The organism is Dyadobacter sp. HNCC25DJ187, assembly GCF_056895255.1.
Genome location: NZ_JBXHAT010000005.1, coordinates 79,891 through 99,946, shown reverse-complemented (window position 1 = coordinate 99,946; position 20,056 = coordinate 79,891). Strand labels below are relative to the sequence as shown.

Here is a 20,056-nt window from a genome sequence, read left to right as displayed (position 1 = left end):
GTCAACGTTCTTTCCTGAAGCCATGTTGACCGTCATGCTCTTTTTAAATAACTATGAAAAAAACTTACACATTAGCCTTACTCCTGGGACTCGCCCAAACGGCGCTCCATGCTCAGGAAGCCCGCTTGTTACGCTTTCCGGCGGTTCACGATAATCAGGTTGTATTTTCGTATGCCGGGGACTTATATACAGTGGAAAAAACCGGAGGCGTTGCACGTAAAATGACCAGCCATCCTGGTTATGAAATGTTTCCTAAATTCAGTCACGATGGCAAGCAAATCGCTTTTACCGGCCAGTATGATGGCAATACGGAAGTTTTCGTGATGCCGGCAACTGGCGGTGCTCCCAAGCGTATTACCTATACCGCCACCCTGGGTCGCGATGACATAGCAGACCGCATGGGGCCTAATAACATTGTGATGGACTGGACGCCGGATGACAAACATGTCGTATACCGGAGTCGCGGTACGTCCTTCAACGCGTTTAAAGGAAAACTGTATAAAGCGCCGGTAAGTGGTGACCTGAGTGAAGAACTTCCGTTTGCTGTAGCCGGATGGAGCAGCTATAATGAGGACGGATCTAAGCTGGCGATGAACCGTGTTTTTCGTGAGTTCCGTACCTGGAAGTACTACAAAGGTGGTATGGCTGACGATATCTGGATTTTCGATGTAAAATCGGGAAAAACAGAAAACGTTTCCAATAATCCTGCGCAGGATATATTCCCGATGTATCATAAAAACAAGGTTTATTACCTAAGCGACAGAGACCGTATTGCAAATCTGTTTGAGTACGATACCCAGACTAAACAAACCAAGAAGATCACGGATTTCAAGGAGTATGATTGCAAATTTCCATCTCTTGGAAACAACGCTATTGCTTTCGAAAACGGCGGATTTATTTATCTGTATGACCTTACTTCCGGCAAAACGGATAAGCTGAATATTACCATTTCCGAGGATTTTTCGTCTGGCCGTCATAAGCAAACTGATGCATCCAAGGCGATAAACAGCTATGCCATTTCACCGGACGGCAAACGTGCTGTATTGGGTGCGCGTGGTGAAGTTTTTTCTGTTCCTGCCAAAAACGGAGTGGTTCGCAATCTTACACAAAGCAGTAATGCCCACGACCGCAATGTAGAATGGAGCCCTGATGGCAAATGGATCAGCTACCTGTCGGATCAAACCGGTGAGGACGAGCTGTACATTCGCAAACAGGATGGCACAGAACCTGCTAAGCAACTTACAAAAGGGGGCGGCAGCTATAAATTTAATCCGGTATGGAGTCCGGATAGTAAATTGCTTTTACTGGCAGACAGAAATCAGGATCTTTACTATATAGACGTAGCATCAGGAAAGAAAACAGCCGTTGTTCACAATGACTACCGCGAAATTGATGATTACGTTTTCTCTCCGGATAGCAAATGGATTGCCTATTCTGAACCAGGCAGAGCCAGAGAATTTGAAGTGATTAAGCTATATAATATTGACACGAAGAAGTTCGTACAGGTAACAGACACGTGGTACAATAGCTCTCAGCCGACATTCAGTCCTGATGGAAAATTGTTGTATTTCGTTTCACAGCGGGATTTCAATCCAACTTACAGCAATACGGAATGGAACCATGCTTACACAAATATGGCGAAACCCTACTTCGTCCGTCTGGCTGCTGACACAAAATCATCCTTTCGTATAGAAAATGATGAAGTAGAAATAAAAGAGGAAAAAGCTATTGAAAAGTCCTCTTCGTCTGCAAAGGGAAAAAAGGAGACAGCCAAGCCGGAAACTGCGAAAAAAAGTGAAGGCATTGTAGTAAAGGTAGATGAAGAAAACCTGGCCGACAGAATAGAAAGTCTGCCCGTTGCTGCCGGTAATTATTACCGACTTGTGGGCGCTGCAGATGGCGTTTACTATACTTCAAACTCAGCCGGGAAAGACCGATCGTTTAAGTATTTCAGCCTGAAAGATAAAAAGGAAACAGAAATCGGAGATTTTGGTGGATATGCGGTAAGTCCTGACGGCAAAAAGATTTTGCTGAGAAAGATGGCTGACGTCTTTATTGAAGATCTTGGAACATCTAAAATAGATCCGAAGAATAAATTGAATCTGGACGGGCTGAAGACCAGAACTGACCTGCATGCGGAATGGAAGCAGATTTATGATGAAAGCTGGCGCCAAATGCGGGATTATTTTTATGATCCTAATATGCATGGCGTGGACTGGAAGGCAATGCATACCAAATACGAAGTGCTGCTTCCTTATGTTAACCACCGCAACGACCTCACCTACGTTATCGGTGAAATGATCGGAGAATTAAATGTTGGTCATGCTTACACCAATCCGGGTGAGCGTCCTGAAATTGAAAAGATCAAAATGGGATTGCTTGGAGCAACATTCAGCAGAGATAAAAGTGGTTACTACAAGATTGAGACCATTCTTTCAGGTCAAAGCTGGAACAAATCACTTGTGTCGCCATTACATGCACCGGGATTGGATGTAAAACCTGGAGATTTCATTATCAGCATTAACGGAAATGATGTAAAAGATTTCACCAATCTGTATGAAGGCCTCATCGATAAAGCAGGTCAGGTAGTGGAACTGGAAATTAATGGTGCTGCAAATACAAAAGGAAGCCGGAAAATTTTCGTCAAACCAATTGCCGATGAATCGGATCTGTATTACCATCAGTGGGTGCAGGACAACATTGCCAAGGTGAACAAAGCATCAGGAGGTAAAATCGGTTATGTACATATTCCAGACATGGGTCCGGATGGACTTAATCAGTTTGCCCGCTACTTTTATCCTCAGCTCGACAAAGAAGCACTTATTATTGACGACCGTGGCAATGGCGGAGGTAACGTTTCTCCGATGATCATTGAGCGACTGCGTCGTGAACCCGGGCTTGGTGCCATGATGCGTAACAGCAAGGCGGCAACCGTAAAACCTGATGCGCAGATTGGTCCTAAAATCTGTCTGATTGACCAATACTCTGCTTCCGATGGAGATATGTTCCCTTATCAGTTCAGACATTATAAAATTGGACCCGTACTTGGACAACGCAGCTGGGGCGGTGTAGTAGGTATCCGTGGATCCTTACCATTTATTGATGGCAGCGACCTGCGTAAACCAGAATTTGCACATTTCGCTGCGGATGGATCAAAATTCATTATTGAAGGTGAAGGTGTATCTCCGGATATAGAAGTCAATAATGATCCACATCAGGAGTATTTGGGAATTGATCAGCAACTCGACAGAGCGATTGAAGAAATGAAGAAAAAACTGACCGAAGCCGGACCAAAAGGTGTACCGAATATTCCGGCTTTTCCGAATAAGTCGGGGAAATAATCTGTATTAGTAAAAGTTAAAAGCCATCCGATAGATTTATTTCTCCGGATGGCTTTTTGAATTTTACTTCATCCAGGTTATCGTCTATATGATAACAGACCATTTCAAAAACCAAAAAAATGCTTTTATTTGCTCAATACGACTTTTGATCAAAATTTATGACTAAACCATCTTCTATTTTATTAGCAGCAGGGCTGACCTTATTTGGTGCCCCTTCTTTTTCCCAGAAAAAAAGCGCGGCTCCTCCTGAGTTTTCCACGAAGTCATCAGAAACAGAAGCACACATGCGCTTTTTGGCTTCCGACGAGCTCATGGGACGCCGTACAGGGGAACAGGGGAACAATGTTGCTGCACGTTATATCGCAGAACAATTCCGTAAGTTAGGTGTCAAAACAGTTGCTTCGGGCAATGAAGCTTCAATCACCAATTCGTATTTTCAAAATGTCCCATTTGAAAAACAGGGTGTAAACGGGTCTGGTGAGATTGTGGCCGAAGCGACTACGCTGAAAAGCGGCGAAGACTGGATTTTGATGGCAGGTGGTGCCATGGATACTACAGCTGCTTTGGTGTATGCCGGGTACGGGCTGGAAAATGCGGCGAAGGGTTGGAATGACTATAAAGACCTGGATGTAAAAAATAAGATTGTTCTCATACAAAGCGGAACTCCTGATGTGCAGACTCCATCTGAAATCATCGCATCTTCTACCGAAAAACGGAAGCTGGCTATCGACAAAGGTGCTCTAGCAGTCATTGAATTGTTCAATGCCCCTATGCCCTGGAATATGGTCAATAAGTATTTCACAGGAGAAAAAATAGCACTTGCACCCGAATCAGCAGCCGGAAAGACGATCCCACACGCATGGGTCAATGGCAAAGATGCCAATATTACAAGAGCACTGAGAAATGTTAAAGAGATCCGTTTCAAAACGAGTGGCAGACAGACAAAGTTGATCAATAGCTATAATGTTGTTGGTTTTATCGAAGGATCAGACCCGAAATTGAAAGATGAGTATATCCTGCTTACTGCCCATTACGACCATATAGGTGTTGGGAAACAGGGAGGACAACCTTACACGGCTGAGGACAGCATTTTTAATGGCGCACGTGACAATGCTTTCGGGGTTGTAGGTTTATTGACAGCCGCAGAAGCATTTTCAAAAGTACCTCCAAAACGTTCCGTATTGATCGTAGCGCTTACCGCTGAAGAAGTCGGCTTGCTTGGAAGCCAGTATTATGCTGCTCATCCATTGCTACCTCTGAACAAATGTATTTTCAATATCAATTCTGACGGGGCCGGATATAACGACACAACTATTGTAGCCGTCATGGGACTTGACCGTACAGGAGCAAAGGCTGAAATGGAGAAAGCCAGCAAGGCATTTGGATTGGGAATTTTTGCAGATCCTTCTCCGGAACAGGGCCTGTTTGACCGATCAGATAATGTAAGTTTTGCAAAAAAAGGAATCCCTGCTCCTACATTTACACCCGGATTCAGAGAATTCAATGGTGATATTATGAAAAACTATCACCAGGTAAGCGATAATCCGGAAACGATTGACTTTGGCTATCTTTTAAAATTCAGCCAGGCTTATACTTACGCTGCCCGATTGATCGCCAACATGCCCAAAGCACCGCAATGGGTTGCCGGTGACAAATACGAAGAGGCTGCTAAGAAGTTGTATGGTAAATAATCTGGTTTCCGGTCTGAATGGCACAGCCAGTCTGAACGGTGAATAAGCCTGAGGGATAAGCGTTCAAACCACACATTCGTCGCAATCCGTGCAGACCAACTGCGTTGTTCAGACCAGAAAAAAGAAGCCGGACCGATGAGGGTTATTCCTGACTGGTCCGGCTTTTTCATTTTATCTCCTTAGGTCTGAATGGCAGCCAGTCTGAACGATGAATAAAGTTGGCGGATAAGTGTTCAGACCAACTATGATGTTGTTCAGACCAAACATTCGTCGCAATCCGTTCAGACTGGCTGCGCCATTCAGACCGCTTAACGCTTACTTAGCTCCCGGAGCGCAATGCTTTTTAAGGTAGTCGGTAAACAAAGTTCTCAAGTGCTTCGTAGTGCCTTCTCCTTCCGAAATACTATGTGTACGGTTCGGATAAGGCATGAACTGGAATACTTTATTGTGCTTAATCAACTCATTCACCAGCATTTCTGCATTCTGATAATGTACGTTATCATCACCTGTACCATGGATATAAAGCAGATTTCCTTCCAGGTTCTTCGCATGCGTTATAGGTGATCCATTGATAAAATCTTCTTTACTATCCTTCGGCACGCCCATATAACGCTCCTGATAAATGTTATCATAAGTCAGCTGGTTACCTACTGCCGCCACCGAAATACCTGTCTGGAACTGCTTGGGATATTTGAACAGTAAATTCAGTGTAGACGACCCGCCACCACTCCATCCGTGAACAGCCACGCGATCGGTATCAATGAACGGATATTTTTCAAACATGGCCTTCGCCGCACCGGCATAATCCCTGATATTGATGATTCCGATTCCCTTATATATAGCCTTCCGCCATGCTCTTCCTTTTGGCATAGGAGTTCCTCTGTTATCCACAGAAGCATAGATGTACCCATCTTCTGCCATATTCCCATCATAAAGCCTGTTTCTTCCGGTTCCATACGTGTCTTTGACAGTACTGCTGGCAGGTTCGCCATATACCATGAACACGATCGGATACTTTTTGGAAGGATCGAAATTGTTTGGCTTCACCATCCAGGCATCCACTTCAACTCCCTCCTCTGTTTTAACTTTGAAAAATTCAATGTCAATACCGGCAGGGCGAATACGCTTCATCGTTTCACTGATAGCATTTTCCGGATCTATTGATTTATGATCAGGAAATGATATCCACTCTGTCATATAAGGTAATCTTGCATTCGAGAAACTATGCTTTCCGAACTTCGCTAACGGAGAAATATCATAGCTATGTGTCCCTGATTGGTCGACCGGCGACAAGCGTTTCGGTTCGCCCTTTCCGTTCAAAGGTGCCTTGTACAGATATTTCTGTGTGGCATTCTCAGGTGAAGCGGTAAAATAGTAGGCGTTATTTTTCTCATCAATCCGTACCGGATTAATCATATCAAAATTACCCGTCGTGATCAGCGTTTCTTTTTTACCATCACGGCTTACACGGTATACATGTCTCCAGCCATCTTTTTCACTTACCCATATAAACTCTTTTCCGCCATTAATCCAGTCCCAACCTACAGGATCATCTTCCCAACGGCTTTTGATATCAATCCATGCGTCATCTTTTTCGGTATAAAATGATCTTGCTGCACCTGTGTTGGTGTTCACATACATCAGTGTACTTTCATTCTGCTGGCGGTTCAATTGCTGCACAACCAGTTCATCCTGCACGCCCGACCATTCCATTCTTGGTAAATAGGTATTCTGCGGATCACCCGGAATATTCATCCATTTTGTTTCAGCACTTGTCACATTTACTACTCCGATTTTATAAGGCGAAGGCGTCTCCCCTACTTTAGGATATTCAACAGGAATATTGAAAGAGTATATAGAATCTGTCGTATTGATCATCAAAAAGTTACGAATCTTACGGGCATCGAGCTGCCAGTAAGCAATTGACTTACTATCGTCACTCCATCTGAATCCGTCGCGGCAGTCAAATTCCTCTTCGTAAACCCAATCAAACGTACCATTGATCACGCGATCCGTTCCATCCTTGGTAAGTTGTTTTACCTCTCCTGTCTGCAGATCTTCGGCATATACATTATGCTTGCTTACGTATCCGGCCTTTTTCCCATCAGGAGAGAATTTTGCAAACATTAATGTCGATTTACCTAATCCTTTCCCAAGTTGTTTTAAGGTTTGACTCTTGATATCATATACCCAGTAGTCACCTTTGGTATCATAACGCCACACACGCTCTGTATTGGTGTAGATCAATACCTTATCTCCATCCTTATTCACTGTATAGCTACGGATGGCAAGGGGAGCGCCGCCTTGAGGTGTTAGCTGAGATTTGGAGATGAATGTTTTTTCTTGTTTTGAAGGTAATTTCACTTCTATGATTTCTCCTTCAACTACATCACGGTAGCCGCTTCCGTCAGAAAGCCACTGGAAATTAGCCGGAATCTGAGCAAAAAGTTGAAAGGAAAGTAGCGTTAAAACAACGGTTTTTAGTACCTGTTTCATTGAGTTTAGTTAAAAAATAAATAGTGTAACAACTATAACGATACAATTTTAACGAATTGAAAAACAAAAACAGCATCTATGCCCATACGTACAAACGAAATAGCAGACTGAGGGTTTCTCAGCCTGCTATCTTCCAAAATGATCAACCCTTAATCCATTTCAGGTGACGTTCCTTTATTCTTAGTGCGTTTCTGCTTCCTAAGCGCTTCTCTGAGCAAGTATTCGATCTGTCCGTTTACACTTCTGAAATCCTGTTGTGCCCAGATTTCCAGTTCTTTCAGCATTTCAGGATTGATACGTAAAACGAAAGCTTTCTTTTCAGCCATATTACGGATATAAGGTTCCTGCGTTTAAGACAGGTGTCACCGATTTTTCACCACACAACACTACCAGCAGATTACAGACCATGGCTGCTTTCCGTTCTTCATCCAGTTCAACAATACCTTTAGCCGACAACATTTCAAGTGCCATATCCACCATTCCCACGGCACCGTTCACGATTTGTCTGCGGGCTGCAACTACTGCAGATGCCTGCTGGCGTTGTAGCATCGCACCGGCAATTTCAGGCGCATACGCTAGGTGACTGATACGTGCTTCCAGCACATCAATTCCGGCACGACTCAATCTCTCGGTCAGCTCCGCTTCCAACATTTCATTGATCTTTCCGCTGCCATCTCTAAGCGTCACCTCCTGAGTTTCCAGTTCTTCGTCGTCCATTGTATCATACGCATATATACCCGCCAGGTGCCTCACAGCAGCCTCAGATTGTATTTCCACATATTTTATATAGTCATCTACTTCAAAGGACGCTTTGGCCGTATCACCTACCCGCCATACAACTACGGCTGCAATCTCGATAGGATTACCCAGCTTATCATTTACTTTCAGTTTCTGACCATTGATATTTCTTGCACGCAAACTGATCTTTTTACGTTTGAAGAACGGATTCACCCAACGTAAACCATTTTGTTTCATGGTTCCCATGTAGTCACCAAAGAATGTAGTCACTACCGCCTCATTCGGATTGACTACCGTAAGCCCGATCAGCACAACGAAGCCAATCATTGATAAGATGACGCCAGGTATTGGGCTACCCGTCATAACTACATACAAAACACCTCCAAATAACATAGCCAGACCTAACGCAAACAGCGTATAGCCGGATATTGAGCGTAATTCTTTTTCATTCATAGCCATATAGTTTGATATTAAAATGATATCACAATTTAATCAAATTCAGGATCAGGTTTTTTTCAAATGGTACAAAAAAACCCGGAACCACTTTAAATGGCACCGGGATGGGATGAGCGGCAGAAACTATCTCTCCACTTGGAAGTTAATAGGCAGATTATATTTAACTCTAACCTTTTTCCCGCGCAGTTCACCGGGCTCCCACAAATGATTCATTTTTTTCACGACCCTTAAAGCTTCATCATCCAAGCCGAAACCAAGTCCTTTCTCGACTTTGTAATCACACAAACTTCCATCTTCACATACTACAAAGGAAAGAAACACCTTACCTCCAATGCCTCTACGTGAAGCTTCTACCGGATAGATGATGTTTTGACCTAGAAATTTGTAAAAATTATTGATACCACTTTTAAACTCGGGCTGAACGATCGCTTTGGTATAACTCACTTCTTCACTGCCTTCATAGGAAGTCCCTTTAAGCAGTGCCCCTGCGGCATATATTTCTTTGTAAAGGATTTTACCATCACTCCATTTTCCAATCCACTCCCCATCCTTATTTCCGTCTACTACCTTTCCTTCCTCTATATATGTTTTCCCATAAAGTTCACCTCCTTCTCCCCGCCAGACACCATTTCCTTCTTTCAATCTTTGTGTGCCATCCCTTTCCCAGCTATTGATATATACCAACTCCTTACCCGTCAAATTAGGCTCAACAGGGTATTCTACAACACTTTTAATTTGCCCGTTGTTATGCCAGACAATCTCAGTCGATGAAGAGTCCGAGTAAATCCGGAGCTTTCTGACCAGCCCATTCAGATCCAACTCTCTGAACTTAGACTTTTTGTTATTACTGTCGTACTGCGTTTCTGAAAGTAGTTGTCCATCAGGAAGAAAAGTAGCTTCGGACACATAACTCGTAAGATTTTCATCTCTGGCTGAAATTTCATAAGCCCGGACGGAATCTATCTTGTTAGCATTGTATGCATGTTTGAACCACACTTCTTTACGCGCGAAAGGTACAGTTACCATTTCAGACCACTTTTTCCCTTTCTTTTGCTCTGAAACCACATTGGATTTGAGGAAACCTCTGTCATCCAGATATCGTACAACGCGATACTCGGCCTTTTCCGGATCAGAAGTAGCGAAGAATTTTTTATCAAAATAATCTGTAATGCCGTAGGTTGTACTGTCAAAGTTAACAGGGGGCGTAGCTTTGAAGATAATCGGGAAAGTGAGGTACTGCCTTACTTTTTCTCCATTTTTTAAAGCTGGCTGCCAGGCCTTATATAATCCTAAAATCCTTAGGGCTTCCTGATCACATAGAGGATCCAGCTTTCTGCTTATCTGCAGGTCAGTCATAGTCCCGTCGGTTTCAACAATCCCTTTCACGTAAACACGCCCACTGGTTCCCCGCACAATACTTGTGAAAGGCATCTGAATATTAGCAACTATAAATTGATTGAAAATTCCAGTTCCTCCGGTGGGTTCAACGGGCCGCTCTACCTCATGTGGCTGGTAAATATTTTGGGCAAAAACAGACGAAAAGCAGAACAGTAAAATGATAAAAATTCTCTTCATTGGTTAATTTTAGTTAGCACTGATAAATATAAAAATAGCTTTTATTACGTTAAAATCGGCCTAAATACGTCGAAATAACTGTACAATCTTATTTATCGGCGACATAACAATATTCTTAACACACTGATAATCTGACAATAACATCCAGTTAATATAAAATGAGAATATTTGTAACATGGCAGATAAAACTCATTTCCGGACGATTATCATTTCGGACCTTCACCTCGGAGCAGGTGGGTCGAAAGCAGAAGAAGTTACCAGTTTTCTGAAAAGCTATTCCTGCAAAAAATTAATTCTGAACGGTGATATTATCGACGCCTGGCAGCTAAAAAAATATGGTGTTTGGAAACGGAAGCACACGATGTTTTTCAAACGTGTGCTGAAAATGATCGAAGATAACAATACAAAAGTTATTTACATCCGTGGCAATCATGACGACTTCCTGGATCAGATCATTCCGCTCCGACTTGGTAAAAATTTTCAAATCAGAAAGGATTACATTCTCAATTCGGGCACACAAAGGTTTTATGTTACGCACGGAGACGTATTTGATTCCATTACCAGTAATCTGAAGTGGCTCGCTTACCTGGGTGATATGGGTTACACTTTTTTGCTTTGGCTGAATAAGTTTTATAATAGTTACCGCGCCTGGAGAGGGTTGTCTTATTACTCCCTGTCCCAACGCATTAAGCAGTCGGTGAAGCTTGCTGTCAACTACATGAGCGATTTTGAAGAAAAACTAACCGAGCTTGCCAGATCCCGTAGCTGCGATGGGGTCATTTGCGGTCATATACATCACCCGGCTATTCGTGAAATAGACGGAATCAAATACATGAATTCCGGAGACTGGGTGGAAACGCTCAGTGCACTTGTGGAAGATTTTGAGGGAAACTGGAGCCTGCTTTATTATGATCAGCAAATGAGTCAGGAGAAGAAATCTGCCAACGCGACAATCATTGACCATTTACCTGGAAATGAAAAACAAGTAGCGTTTACAGGTGTGTTTTTAGGTAGAAATCAACAAATCATGTAACCATGAACATTCTGTTTCTCGTACAGGGTGAAGGGCGCGGTCACATGACCCAAGCCATTTCACTAGCGCAAATCCTACGCAGTGCAGGACATCATGTAGCCGGAGCGCTCGTAGGAAAGGCAACCGACCGGGTCATTCCTTCATTTTTCGCAGATCAGATCAAGGCACCGGTTCACGAGTTTATTGCGCCGGCCATTGCTTATAATTCCGGGGGAAAAGGCATGAACGTAGGCCGCACAGTCTATTCTCTTGCACGAAATGCCGGTAAATACATCAAGGAATTAAGAACCATACATGATAAAGTTACAGAAATACAACCTGATCTGATCATCAGTTTTTACGAGACATACAGCGGTCTTTACAATATTGTTTATCGGCCGGGAATTCCCATGCTTTGTATAGCACATCAGTATTTGCTGATGCATCCCGATTTCATTTTCCCTGAGAAAGGTAAAATCAGCCGTATACTGATCAATCTGAACTCAAGGGCGGCTTCCTGGCTGGCTTGGAAACGCCTGGCACTGTCCTTCCGTGAAATGGAAGGAGACGATGAAAATAAGATTGCTGTCGTTCCGCCTTTATTACGTCGTGCATTAAGAACATTACAAACTTCAGACGGAGACTTTCTGCTGGTTTATATGACGCATCACAGTCTAAGCAATCAGATCATAGAATGGCATCAGGCACATCCAAAAGTAGCTTTGCATTGTTTTTGGGACAACCCGAACGTATCCGAAGAATTCAAATTTGACAATACCCTTACCTTCCACCGCATTAACAGTGAAAAATACCTTGAGAAGCTTGCTTCCTGCAAGGCATTGGTTACTACTGCAGGGTTCGAGTCTGTATGTGAAGCGATGTATCTGAACAAGCCCGTGATGATGGTGCCCGTTCCCAACCATTTTGAACAGCAATGTAATGCTGTAGACGGTGTGACCGCAGGAGCCGGAATTGCCTCGCAAACCTTCGATTTATCAAAGATCCTGGAATACCTGCCTACACATCAAAGCAAGTCTGATCAGTTCAGAAACTGGTATCATAAAGGCGAAGCACTATTTCTAAGGGAAGTTTCATCAGCAGTGAAAAGACCTGCACTGTCACGAAATACAGGCGGAATACCTGTACTCGCCCAGCGCATATTCAATTCTCTGCTATGACTTCGTCTGAGTATCATCGCATATTTTTGACAAGCTTAAAACAAGCAATATCTAGTTGCCGGCAGTGATTGAACTAATCCTAATTCCAACGAAGCAATCGTCTGCACAGCCATCCTCAACATAGCCCGCAGAGGAAATCAATCCGGCATTTTCAGCTCTGAAATAAGTTGTAGCTTTGTCCTGCTTTACAAGCCACTCATTTTTTGACTTTTCGTAAACTTCATCCAGAGTGAAAGGAAGTGCTCCATCATTTGTATTTGTACCAATTTCATTTGCATCCTCAACCCATTCTGATCGCACTTTCGGCAATCCGCCTGGTTCACGATCATAAAAAACACTAAGGTATTCTCTTCTGATCACCGTCCCATCTGCAACAGTAATGGTTGTTTCCGACCCGAAACCTGCCCATGACTGAAAACTCACCACATACTTATATGTATTGCCCGATGATTTCTTAAAATCCTGCCATGCCCTTTCACTTTTCTGGAAATCATCTTCAAATTCTACATCCGTTTTTTCGCAGGAAAATAGCGCGCTGGCCAGCAAAAAAAACAAAATATAACTTCCTGATTTTAGCTTCATTTTACTATTGGTTCAGTATTATAACATTATGAATTTTTAAAATGACATCCCAATCCGTAGCGCAAGCCTGTTATACACTCTCTGCTCATAGCGCTCAATCTGCTGCCACAACGGCGGTTTTGAGACTTCTACCTCCTGTCGCCTCCAGCTGATTCCTATGGTAAATGTGGCATCGCCCTGTTTGCCATACTTCATACCAATACCAGGATTTATCATCCATCCTCCTTTGGTGTTGAATCCTTCGGAATCGTTGTGAAACCACGTAAAACCGTAACCTGCATCTGCGGATGCATATAATCTTGCCGAGTTACCTTTTGTGATATCATATTTCACACCTAATGATACGGGATTGACCAAAGCTGATTTATACCAGTCCATACCCACCGTTACACCAGCAGAAAATGGACTTGTCAATTGAATTCCCTGATACATTTGGGCAGTAATACTTTGCTTGCCTTCTGATACCTCTTGTACTCCATTACCACCACCATAATTTACCCGGCCCATCAGTACGCCAGCTTCGATATGGTTCACATATTTTTTTCTGAAAGTTTCTTTTTCCTGAGCAAAAACCGGCATACACATCAGCAAGCCCATAAAAAACACTATTGCATGTTTCATAATCAAGAATTTTGATGTGAGACCTTAGATGGATTTTCCTACAGGAATTTTACTGATTTGCTTCAAATCATGAGGGTTTGAAGCGTCGTACTGATAGAATCCGTCTTTCCCAATCAGAAGCAAAGTTTTACCTAATGAAATTACATCATAGGCATCCATCCCTTTGAAATGAGCAATCTGATTCTTATCAACAGCAAATTTGTCTTTCACATCAAATAATTTCAAACCATGTTCTCCCTCGCATAGATAAAGTGTCGGGAAATCAATACTTAACCCATGCGGATTTTGCATCTGATAACTTTTAATCAGTTGCGGGCTGGATGCATTACTAACATCCACCAAGTCCAACTGATTTTGCGCTCCTGCACAGGCATTACCGGTTCGAAGTGTTACATAGGCCACATCATTATGAACTACCACGGGATCACAGGCTCGTCCATGCTGAAAAACGGAAAGTTGTTTGGGCTCAGCAGGATTGCTGTTATCGTAGATGTACATTCCCGTAGTGGAGCCGATGAAAAGTTTATTCTGATAGGGGAAAATCGTTTCGATTCCCCAGCCTACATTAATAGTTGTGGATTGCTGAGGATTTGCAGGGTTATTAATATTGAATAACTGCAGATTGTTCTGGCCTACAGCATAAAGAAAATTCTGGTGCAGAGCGAAGCGAGCCATCGAACCGGCCTGGCCGTTGCTTCCGCCAGAGCTGGATGAAGCACTAGCAGATGAACTTAATGAAACCATGTCAGAAAAGAAAATCCAGGGTCCGCCCCACCATGTGTTAGGTAACTGGATATCTTCACAGTTTGTCCTAATCGTTTCAGTCACCAAGCGGACATCCTGATCATTGATAGCACCTACCGACTCATTCAATGTCCAGAATCCTCCGTCGAAACTACCGTTCTTAAATACATTTTTTACACGACTCGTTTCCTTCGCATTCTCAGGGTCACTAATATCCAGTGCTACCAGATCTGAAAAGCTATCCGCATAAAGTGTCTGGTCGCGTACAGCTATATCTCCGTTACCCGGAATATTGATGAAAGAAACAAATTTTGGATTCGCAGGATCGCTGTTATCCAAAACATGGATGCCCTTCTTGATCTCATTGATAAATAAATAGTTGCCCTTTACGTAGATTTTTCCAGGGCGATCCAATTGTCGTGCGTTTCCGGCTTGTACCTGTGTACGCATTTCCATCAGAGAACGTGTTACCTGGGTAAATTGGCGGGTAACACGCGTTTCCTTACAGTTGTCGTTGCAAGACCACATCGTGGTAGCCAACAATGTGACGATCAGGGAGAGTAATTTTGTCTTCATGTAATCAGGCTTTAAATTATAGAAGATGTTATATTCGTTTACGATATAATGCAATGACTACATCAGTTACAAAATGGTTGGAAACCCGTAAACAAAATCGTCCGAAAGCAAGGCCTTCGGACGATAACGCACCCCGAAAATACTGGAAACCAGTATTTTTTAACTTAGCCTTAGCTGTTCATTCTCTGTAATCAGCATTCGGCAATTCTTTGAATATTGAAGTCAGCTCTTCAGCTAATAGTCCATCACCCTTATTTAAGTCTAATTCTTATAAATGATAGTAATTACTTAGCTTAAAACTAAAAGTCGATAGCTGACAGCCAATGACCCTTCTGGGACGGCCTGATTTTAAAATGGCTAATAGATTTTAAAGATTCATTATTTTGTACTCCACAGTTTCCCAGTCAAACTAGTTCTATTAAAAGAAAGAGTCGCATATCCATGAAATGGTTGGAAACCTTCTGAAAAAATTTAGAAAGAATATCTCATTCCCCATGAAACACCGTAGAGATACGGATGAGATTCCAGGCTTTGATTCGCTCTCACTCCTGATGATACTGCCTTCTGATAGGAGCCCATCAGGGTTGTTTTCCACCTGGATGATACCTTATAGTTAAGTCTTAAACCCGTCGTCGCCGCCCAATTCATACTTCTATATACCTCGTCGCTGGCTGTAGTTCTAATCATTTGTCCTGCGGCAGATTCCAGCTCATTGCTAAGAAAAAAATTGGCCATCATGCCTCCGAGGAGTGAATAACTCAGCTTTTTATCTGGCCGCAGCGTAAAACCGGCTTGTAATGGCAATTGTAAGTACTGATAATTATTACTCACATTTCTGTTAACATCAATAAATGCATTACCACTCAGGCCCTCATAGGCTTCTCCCCCGCCTTGCCCGGGTGAAACAGGATAGCTGTCAGGAAAAGCTTTAGATGTTGATGTAGATAAATTAACTAACGCATCCTCTAACATATTGGCAGACCTTGCGCTCGAAGTATTTAATACATATCCTCCACCCTCATAACTTGAGTTAGCTCTCAGATAGTTAACCCCCATTTCCAGAGACCAATGTTTTGATATCTTCATACCGCCCTGGGTTTGTACAGCATAAGAATTCCCTGCTTTGCTAGTCCCTGTTGTACCCCTTTGCCCCGAAGATTGCAGTGAATTCAAATTTTGAGCTGAATAAAAACTGGGAGCAGTTTGCCTTATCTGAACATCAGGGTTAAAACTAGCCGGCATAAGACCGATACCCGCCCAATATTCTCCTTTTTGCTTCGGTTCTGGCAATTTCTCTTCCTCGGGAGAATCTTGTTTGTAGAAAACATAGCGTTTTTGAATAAAAACATCTAGTTCAGTAACTCCTATCCCTTCCAAAGTTTCCAACTCTAAACCCGACTGTGCTGCCTGTGCCAGTAAACTTGCTTGTGGTATGTCTGTGATGCTATTCACTTCCTTCCTGTCAAATGCTGATGCAGTCTCGGAAAATGATTCATTCGCTGTACTACCAACATCATTTTTACTATTTCCAACGTGACCTGCTCTGGCTGCCCATGCAGACGATGTTTCTGCAGTGATGTCAAAATGATTTTCTTTTGGTTTTTTCTGCTTGGAACCAGCCAGACTACCTTCATGCTTCACAGGAGCCCTTTCCGGGAAAGATTCTTTTCCCTCCACTTTTTGTTTCTTAATATCTTCAGACGACCGGGGAGTATCTTTTGTAAGATCATTATCCGCTTTTTCTGACTCGGGTGATTTTTCAGCCATTTCTTTTAATACTCCTGAACCGGTTTCAGAAGAATTATTAACGAAATAACCTCCTCCTACAACCAAAAGTGCAATGATTGACGCAGCAGCATACCAAAGCTTTGGCGTACGCCACCAAAGCGGAACTATATCATTTTCATCACGGTCAAGGCGCACCTCTATATTTTCCCATACCGAAGGCGGGGGAGTTTCAGAGGCTTCATCGAAGGCCTTTTTCCATTGATTTTCAAAATTGTTTATTTCGGACGGATCCATCGTCAAATCTTTTTTCCTTGTTCAGTTTTTGCTGAAGTATTCCTCTGGCTCTCGCGTATTGTGATTTTGAGGTCCCCTCAGATATGCCCAGCTTCTGAGCAATTTCGTTATGTTGATATCCTTCTATTGCATACAGATTGAATATTACCTGACATCCGGGTGGCAGCTCTTGAATAAATCCCATCAGCTGTTGCATTTGAAAATTGCCAAGCGTAATCTCTCTGTCTGCAATACCATTTTCATACACTTCTATATCATCCAGGTCTTTCACATACTTTTGTTGCCTGAGATGATTCAGAGCTGTATTTACTACGACTGATCTTAACCAATATTCCAGTGGACTGTCATTCCTGAATGAACTTATATTCTCATAAATTTTTATAAATGCATCCTGTAATACATCCTCTGCATCGGCCCGGTTTTTGGTGTAGCGCAGGCATATAGCAAACAACTTACCCCCAAAAACATCATATAATTGTTTTTGAGCGAGCCGGTTGCGCTGCTTACAGCCATTCACCAATTCCTGTTCGTTAAAGGTCATCCGAAGTTTAGGGGTGCTTCGTTCGGTTTATATTTTAATCAGCACCTCTATCCCCAAAGATAGTTGAATACTGTTTTTTAATCATTTGGTCAGCTATAATATACCTGACCGGCATTCAGTATGACACAGGCATTTTCATAAAGGTTGGAAGCTATAAAAAAATAAATTACAGTGTCTGCCAAATCGAAAGCAACAGATTGTCGTTAAAAGCACTGGAACTATTAAGTTGTCCATTTCCTTTTATAAAGGAGTAAAATTTAAGGTATTTCTGTACACCTAACCTTCTATCGCCCATGAGCCAGTATATGGTTGAAATCATGCTTCCGGCTGTGATGTCGGAAGAATTTACAGCAAAAATACCTGCACAGAGAAAGAAAATTAATGAAATGATGGAGCAGGGCACTTTGATGTCCTATGCGTTATCGGACGATTATTCGAAACTTTGGTGTGTGGTAAGAGCAGAAAGTGAGTTCGAGGTAATGTCTATCGTTTCTGAGTTTCCATTGATTGATTTCATGGATCCAAAAATATGCAGACTCATGTTCAACAATGTGGTTGCATTGCGACTGCCCATGTTTTCACTAAATTAGCACCGTTACAATGCCTTACTATTCATCCAATGGTGAGGCATTTTTTGATAAAAAAACACATCAATGTCACTCTCCCTGTTTTTCCGCAACTATTTTGGCTGTCTGCTGGTATTTATTATTTTAGCATGCCAGCCGGGGCAGAATTCACAGCAAGAAAAAACGCCTGCAAAACAGAATCATTCCCTTTCAGAAAATGCGCAAAGAACAAAGGGTAATTACAGAAAGCAGGCAAGCCGGAGGAATGAGGGAAACATCCCTGAAAAGGCATATACCTTGCTGACTTATATCAGAAAGCACAATGCCGCTCCGGCGGGTTATGTAGGCGGACGAAAATTCGGAAACTACGAAAAACGGCTCCCTCAAAAGGATTATATGAATAAACCGGCCAGATACAGAGAATGGGACGTGAATCCTAAAGAGCAAGGAAAAGACCGCGGAGCTGAAAGGTTGGTGACATCCGAAAAAAGAGCCTGGTACACCCGGGATCACTATGAAACATTTGAAGAATTAAAATAAGCATAACAAAGCGCAACAACACAATCCTTAACTTTGATATTCAACAGTCTGCATATTGATTTCTATGAAAAACACACACTTTTTGCTCACCAGTGGTACGGAAAATCTCAAAAATATATTTCCAAAAGCTTTTATCGGTGAGGTGAATGGACAAAAAGCGACGTCCATGAAAGAATTCCATGAGCAGATCGGACAAGCTCTTCAATTTTCCGATTACTCAGGTAAGAATCTGGATGCTTTGGATGAGATGATCAACGATCTGGAATGGATTGAACAGGAAGAGGTTGTGATCTATATCAGCCATTCAACCGAGTGGCTTTCTAAAGAAAAAGGAGATGACCGTATTCTGACTATTCTTGATATTTTTGATGCTACTGCCGAAGACTGGAAATGGATGGATGAAGATGACGAATCGTCTAAGAAAAGTTTGCGTATTGTTTTCGGAGATTCGGATCGGATCAGAACTTTGCTTGAAGAACAGGAAATTCCGTTTGGGTCGGTTGCTTAATTTTCAGTCAAACCGAATTTTGTACATCCATTGCTCAAACTGGCTTTTGAGTCAATTATCGTTCATACCGCCTTCTGGGCGTTCAGACCGGAGGGCAAATCCCGCTTCCATTGTAGATAACCGATGACAGCCAGCACCAAAAACACGAAATAGAGAATTGCTGTGAGGTGCAAGTCCTTGAAGAAATACATACCAACGTAGCAAGCATCGGCAACAATCCAGATAATCCAGTTCTCGATGTATTTGCGCGCCATCATCCATTGTGCGATCAGGCTGGCTACCGTTAGGGCAGAATCAGCATAAGAAAGACTTGCGTCTGTAAATCTTCCCAATAAAAAGCCCCAGGAAAGTGAAGCAACGATGAAAATCAGGCCAAAGATAACGTAAAGACGACCAGGCGTGCGGGAAACGATAACACCATCATGGCTTTTGCCTCCGTACATCCACATCCACCAGCCGTACATGCTCGTGAAAAAGTAATATCCTTGTAAGCCCATATCGGCATACAAATTTACCTGCCAGAATACTGCAGCATAAAGTACAGCATTCACAATTCCGAAAAACCAGCCCAAAACATTTTGTCTCGTATTCAGATAGACACATATTGCACCAGTGATAAATCCAAGAATTTCTAATGGAGTAGTGCCTATGCCATACATGGAAACAGCCTCGTTGAGCCAATCGATCATTGTCAGTATTTTTGTAAAGGCAAATACGGGCTTAGTCATGGGCCCGTCAAATTGTCCTGGCCTGAAAATTAATGCAATTTGGGGTAAACATCATGTTCTGAGCTTTGTTTTACATTATTTTTGTATAAAATTCAGTAGCAGTAACAAAAGGAAAGTTTCTGCTGTTATCAATAAGTGCCG

At 42.6% G+C, this 20,056-nt stretch carries 17 protein-coding genes; 7 read left to right on the top strand and 10 right to left on the bottom strand.

Annotated features, from left to right (window positions below; all coding sequences use genetic code 11):
* Positions 1-53: 53 nt before the first annotated feature.
* Together AC1XUE_RS24915 and AC1XUE_RS24910 are read left to right on the top strand one after the other, a co-directional pair.
* Entirely contained in the window at positions 54-3,341 is a 3,288-nt protein-coding gene (locus AC1XUE_RS24915) for a S41 family peptidase (RefSeq protein ID WP_483358709.1), read from the top strand.
* Between the two features lie 158 nt (positions 3,342-3,499).
* A complete protein-coding gene (locus AC1XUE_RS24910; protein ID WP_483358708.1) occupies positions 3,500-5,032 on the top strand; it encodes a M28 family peptidase in 1,533 nt (510 codons plus the stop codon).
* 315 nt (positions 5,033-5,347) lie between these two features.
* Here the strand turns inward: AC1XUE_RS24910 and AC1XUE_RS24905 are convergent, their stop codons facing one another.
* The 4 genes from AC1XUE_RS24905 to AC1XUE_RS24890 form a co-directional block, all read right to left on the bottom strand.
* Entirely contained in the window at positions 5,348-7,528 is a 2,181-nt protein-coding gene (locus tag AC1XUE_RS24905) for a S9 family peptidase (RefSeq protein ID WP_483358707.1), read from the bottom strand.
* A gap of 149 nt (positions 7,529-7,677) precedes the next feature.
* On the bottom strand, positions 7,678-7,854 hold the full coding sequence (locus tag AC1XUE_RS24900) for a type II toxin-antitoxin system antitoxin (RefSeq protein ID WP_483358706.1): 177 nt from the start codon (positions 7,852-7,854) through the stop codon (positions 7,678-7,680).
* A gap of 1 nt (position 7,855) precedes the next feature.
* Positions 7,856-8,719: an SPFH domain-containing protein gene (locus AC1XUE_RS24895; RefSeq protein ID WP_483358705.1), complete on the bottom strand. Its 864-nt coding sequence runs from the start codon at positions 8,717-8,719 to the stop codon at positions 7,856-7,858.
* A 126-nt stretch (positions 8,720-8,845) separates the two neighbouring features.
* Entirely contained in the window at positions 8,846-10,297 is a 1,452-nt protein-coding gene (locus AC1XUE_RS24890) for an energy transducer TonB (RefSeq protein WP_483358704.1), read from the bottom strand.
* 175 nt (positions 10,298-10,472) lie between these two features.
* Here AC1XUE_RS24890 and AC1XUE_RS24885 point away from each other — a divergent pair, with 175 nt between their 5' ends.
* Together AC1XUE_RS24885 and AC1XUE_RS24880 are read left to right on the top strand one after the other, a co-directional pair.
* The gene (locus AC1XUE_RS24885) at positions 10,473-11,330 is read left to right on the top strand and encodes a UDP-2,3-diacylglucosamine diphosphatase (protein WP_483358703.1); all 858 of its coding nucleotides are present in this window, start codon (positions 10,473-10,475) and stop codon (positions 11,328-11,330) included.
* A gap of 2 nt (positions 11,331-11,332) precedes the next feature.
* Positions 11,333-12,487, top strand: a complete 1,155-nt coding sequence (locus AC1XUE_RS24880) for a glycosyltransferase family protein (RefSeq protein WP_483358702.1) — start codon at positions 11,333-11,335, stop codon at positions 12,485-12,487.
* A 51-nt stretch (positions 12,488-12,538) separates the two neighbouring features.
* Here AC1XUE_RS24880 and AC1XUE_RS24875 read toward each other — a convergent pair whose 3' ends face one another.
* The 5 genes from AC1XUE_RS24875 to AC1XUE_RS24855 all read right to left on the bottom strand — a co-directional run bounded on the left by AC1XUE_RS24875 (position 12,539) and on the right by AC1XUE_RS24855 (position 17,573).
* Positions 12,539-13,069: a hypothetical protein gene (locus AC1XUE_RS24875; RefSeq protein WP_483358701.1), complete on the bottom strand. Its 531-nt coding sequence runs from the start codon at positions 13,067-13,069 to the stop codon at positions 12,539-12,541.
* Between the two features lie 36 nt (positions 13,070-13,105).
* Positions 13,106-13,690: a hypothetical protein gene (locus tag AC1XUE_RS24870; protein WP_483358700.1), complete on the bottom strand. Its 585-nt coding sequence runs from the start codon at positions 13,688-13,690 to the stop codon at positions 13,106-13,108.
* A 24-nt stretch (positions 13,691-13,714) separates the two neighbouring features.
* Positions 13,715-15,010, bottom strand: a complete 1,296-nt coding sequence (locus AC1XUE_RS24865) for an LVIVD repeat-containing protein (protein WP_483358699.1) — start codon at positions 15,008-15,010, stop codon at positions 13,715-13,717.
* A 471-nt stretch (positions 15,011-15,481) separates the two neighbouring features.
* Positions 15,482-17,032, bottom strand: coding sequence for an outer membrane beta-barrel protein (locus AC1XUE_RS24860; protein ID WP_483358698.1), 1,551 nt, complete (start codon positions 17,030-17,032; stop codon positions 15,482-15,484).
* Positions 17,004-17,573 carry an RNA polymerase sigma factor gene (locus AC1XUE_RS24855; protein WP_483358697.1) on the bottom strand — a complete coding sequence of 190 codons (570 nt, stop codon included), beginning with the start codon at positions 17,571-17,573 and terminating at the stop codon, positions 17,004-17,006. Before AC1XUE_RS24855 ends, AC1XUE_RS24860 begins: the two co-directional genes overlap by 29 nt.
* A 293-nt stretch (positions 17,574-17,866) precedes the next feature.
* Between AC1XUE_RS24855 and AC1XUE_RS24850 the strand changes: the two genes are divergently transcribed.
* From AC1XUE_RS24850 to AC1XUE_RS24840, 3 genes are all read left to right on the top strand, one after another.
* Complete coding sequence (locus tag AC1XUE_RS24850) at positions 17,867-18,163, top strand: muconolactone Delta-isomerase family protein (RefSeq protein ID WP_483358696.1); 297 nt, start codon at positions 17,867-17,869, stop codon at positions 18,161-18,163.
* 63 nt (positions 18,164-18,226) lie between these two features.
* Positions 18,227-18,679, top strand: coding sequence for a ribonuclease domain-containing protein (locus AC1XUE_RS24845; protein ID WP_483358695.1), 453 nt, complete (start codon positions 18,227-18,229; stop codon positions 18,677-18,679).
* A 64-nt stretch (positions 18,680-18,743) separates the two neighbouring features.
* Positions 18,744-19,187: a barstar family protein gene (locus tag AC1XUE_RS24840; RefSeq protein WP_483358694.1), complete on the top strand. Its 444-nt coding sequence runs from the start codon at positions 18,744-18,746 to the stop codon at positions 19,185-19,187.
* 62 nt (positions 19,188-19,249) lie between these two features.
* Here AC1XUE_RS24840 and pnuC read toward each other — a convergent pair whose 3' ends face one another.
* Complete coding sequence (pnuC, locus tag AC1XUE_RS24835) at positions 19,250-19,915, bottom strand: nicotinamide riboside transporter PnuC (protein WP_483358693.1); 666 nt, start codon at positions 19,913-19,915, stop codon at positions 19,250-19,252.
* Between the last annotated feature and the right edge of the window lie 141 nt (positions 19,916-20,056).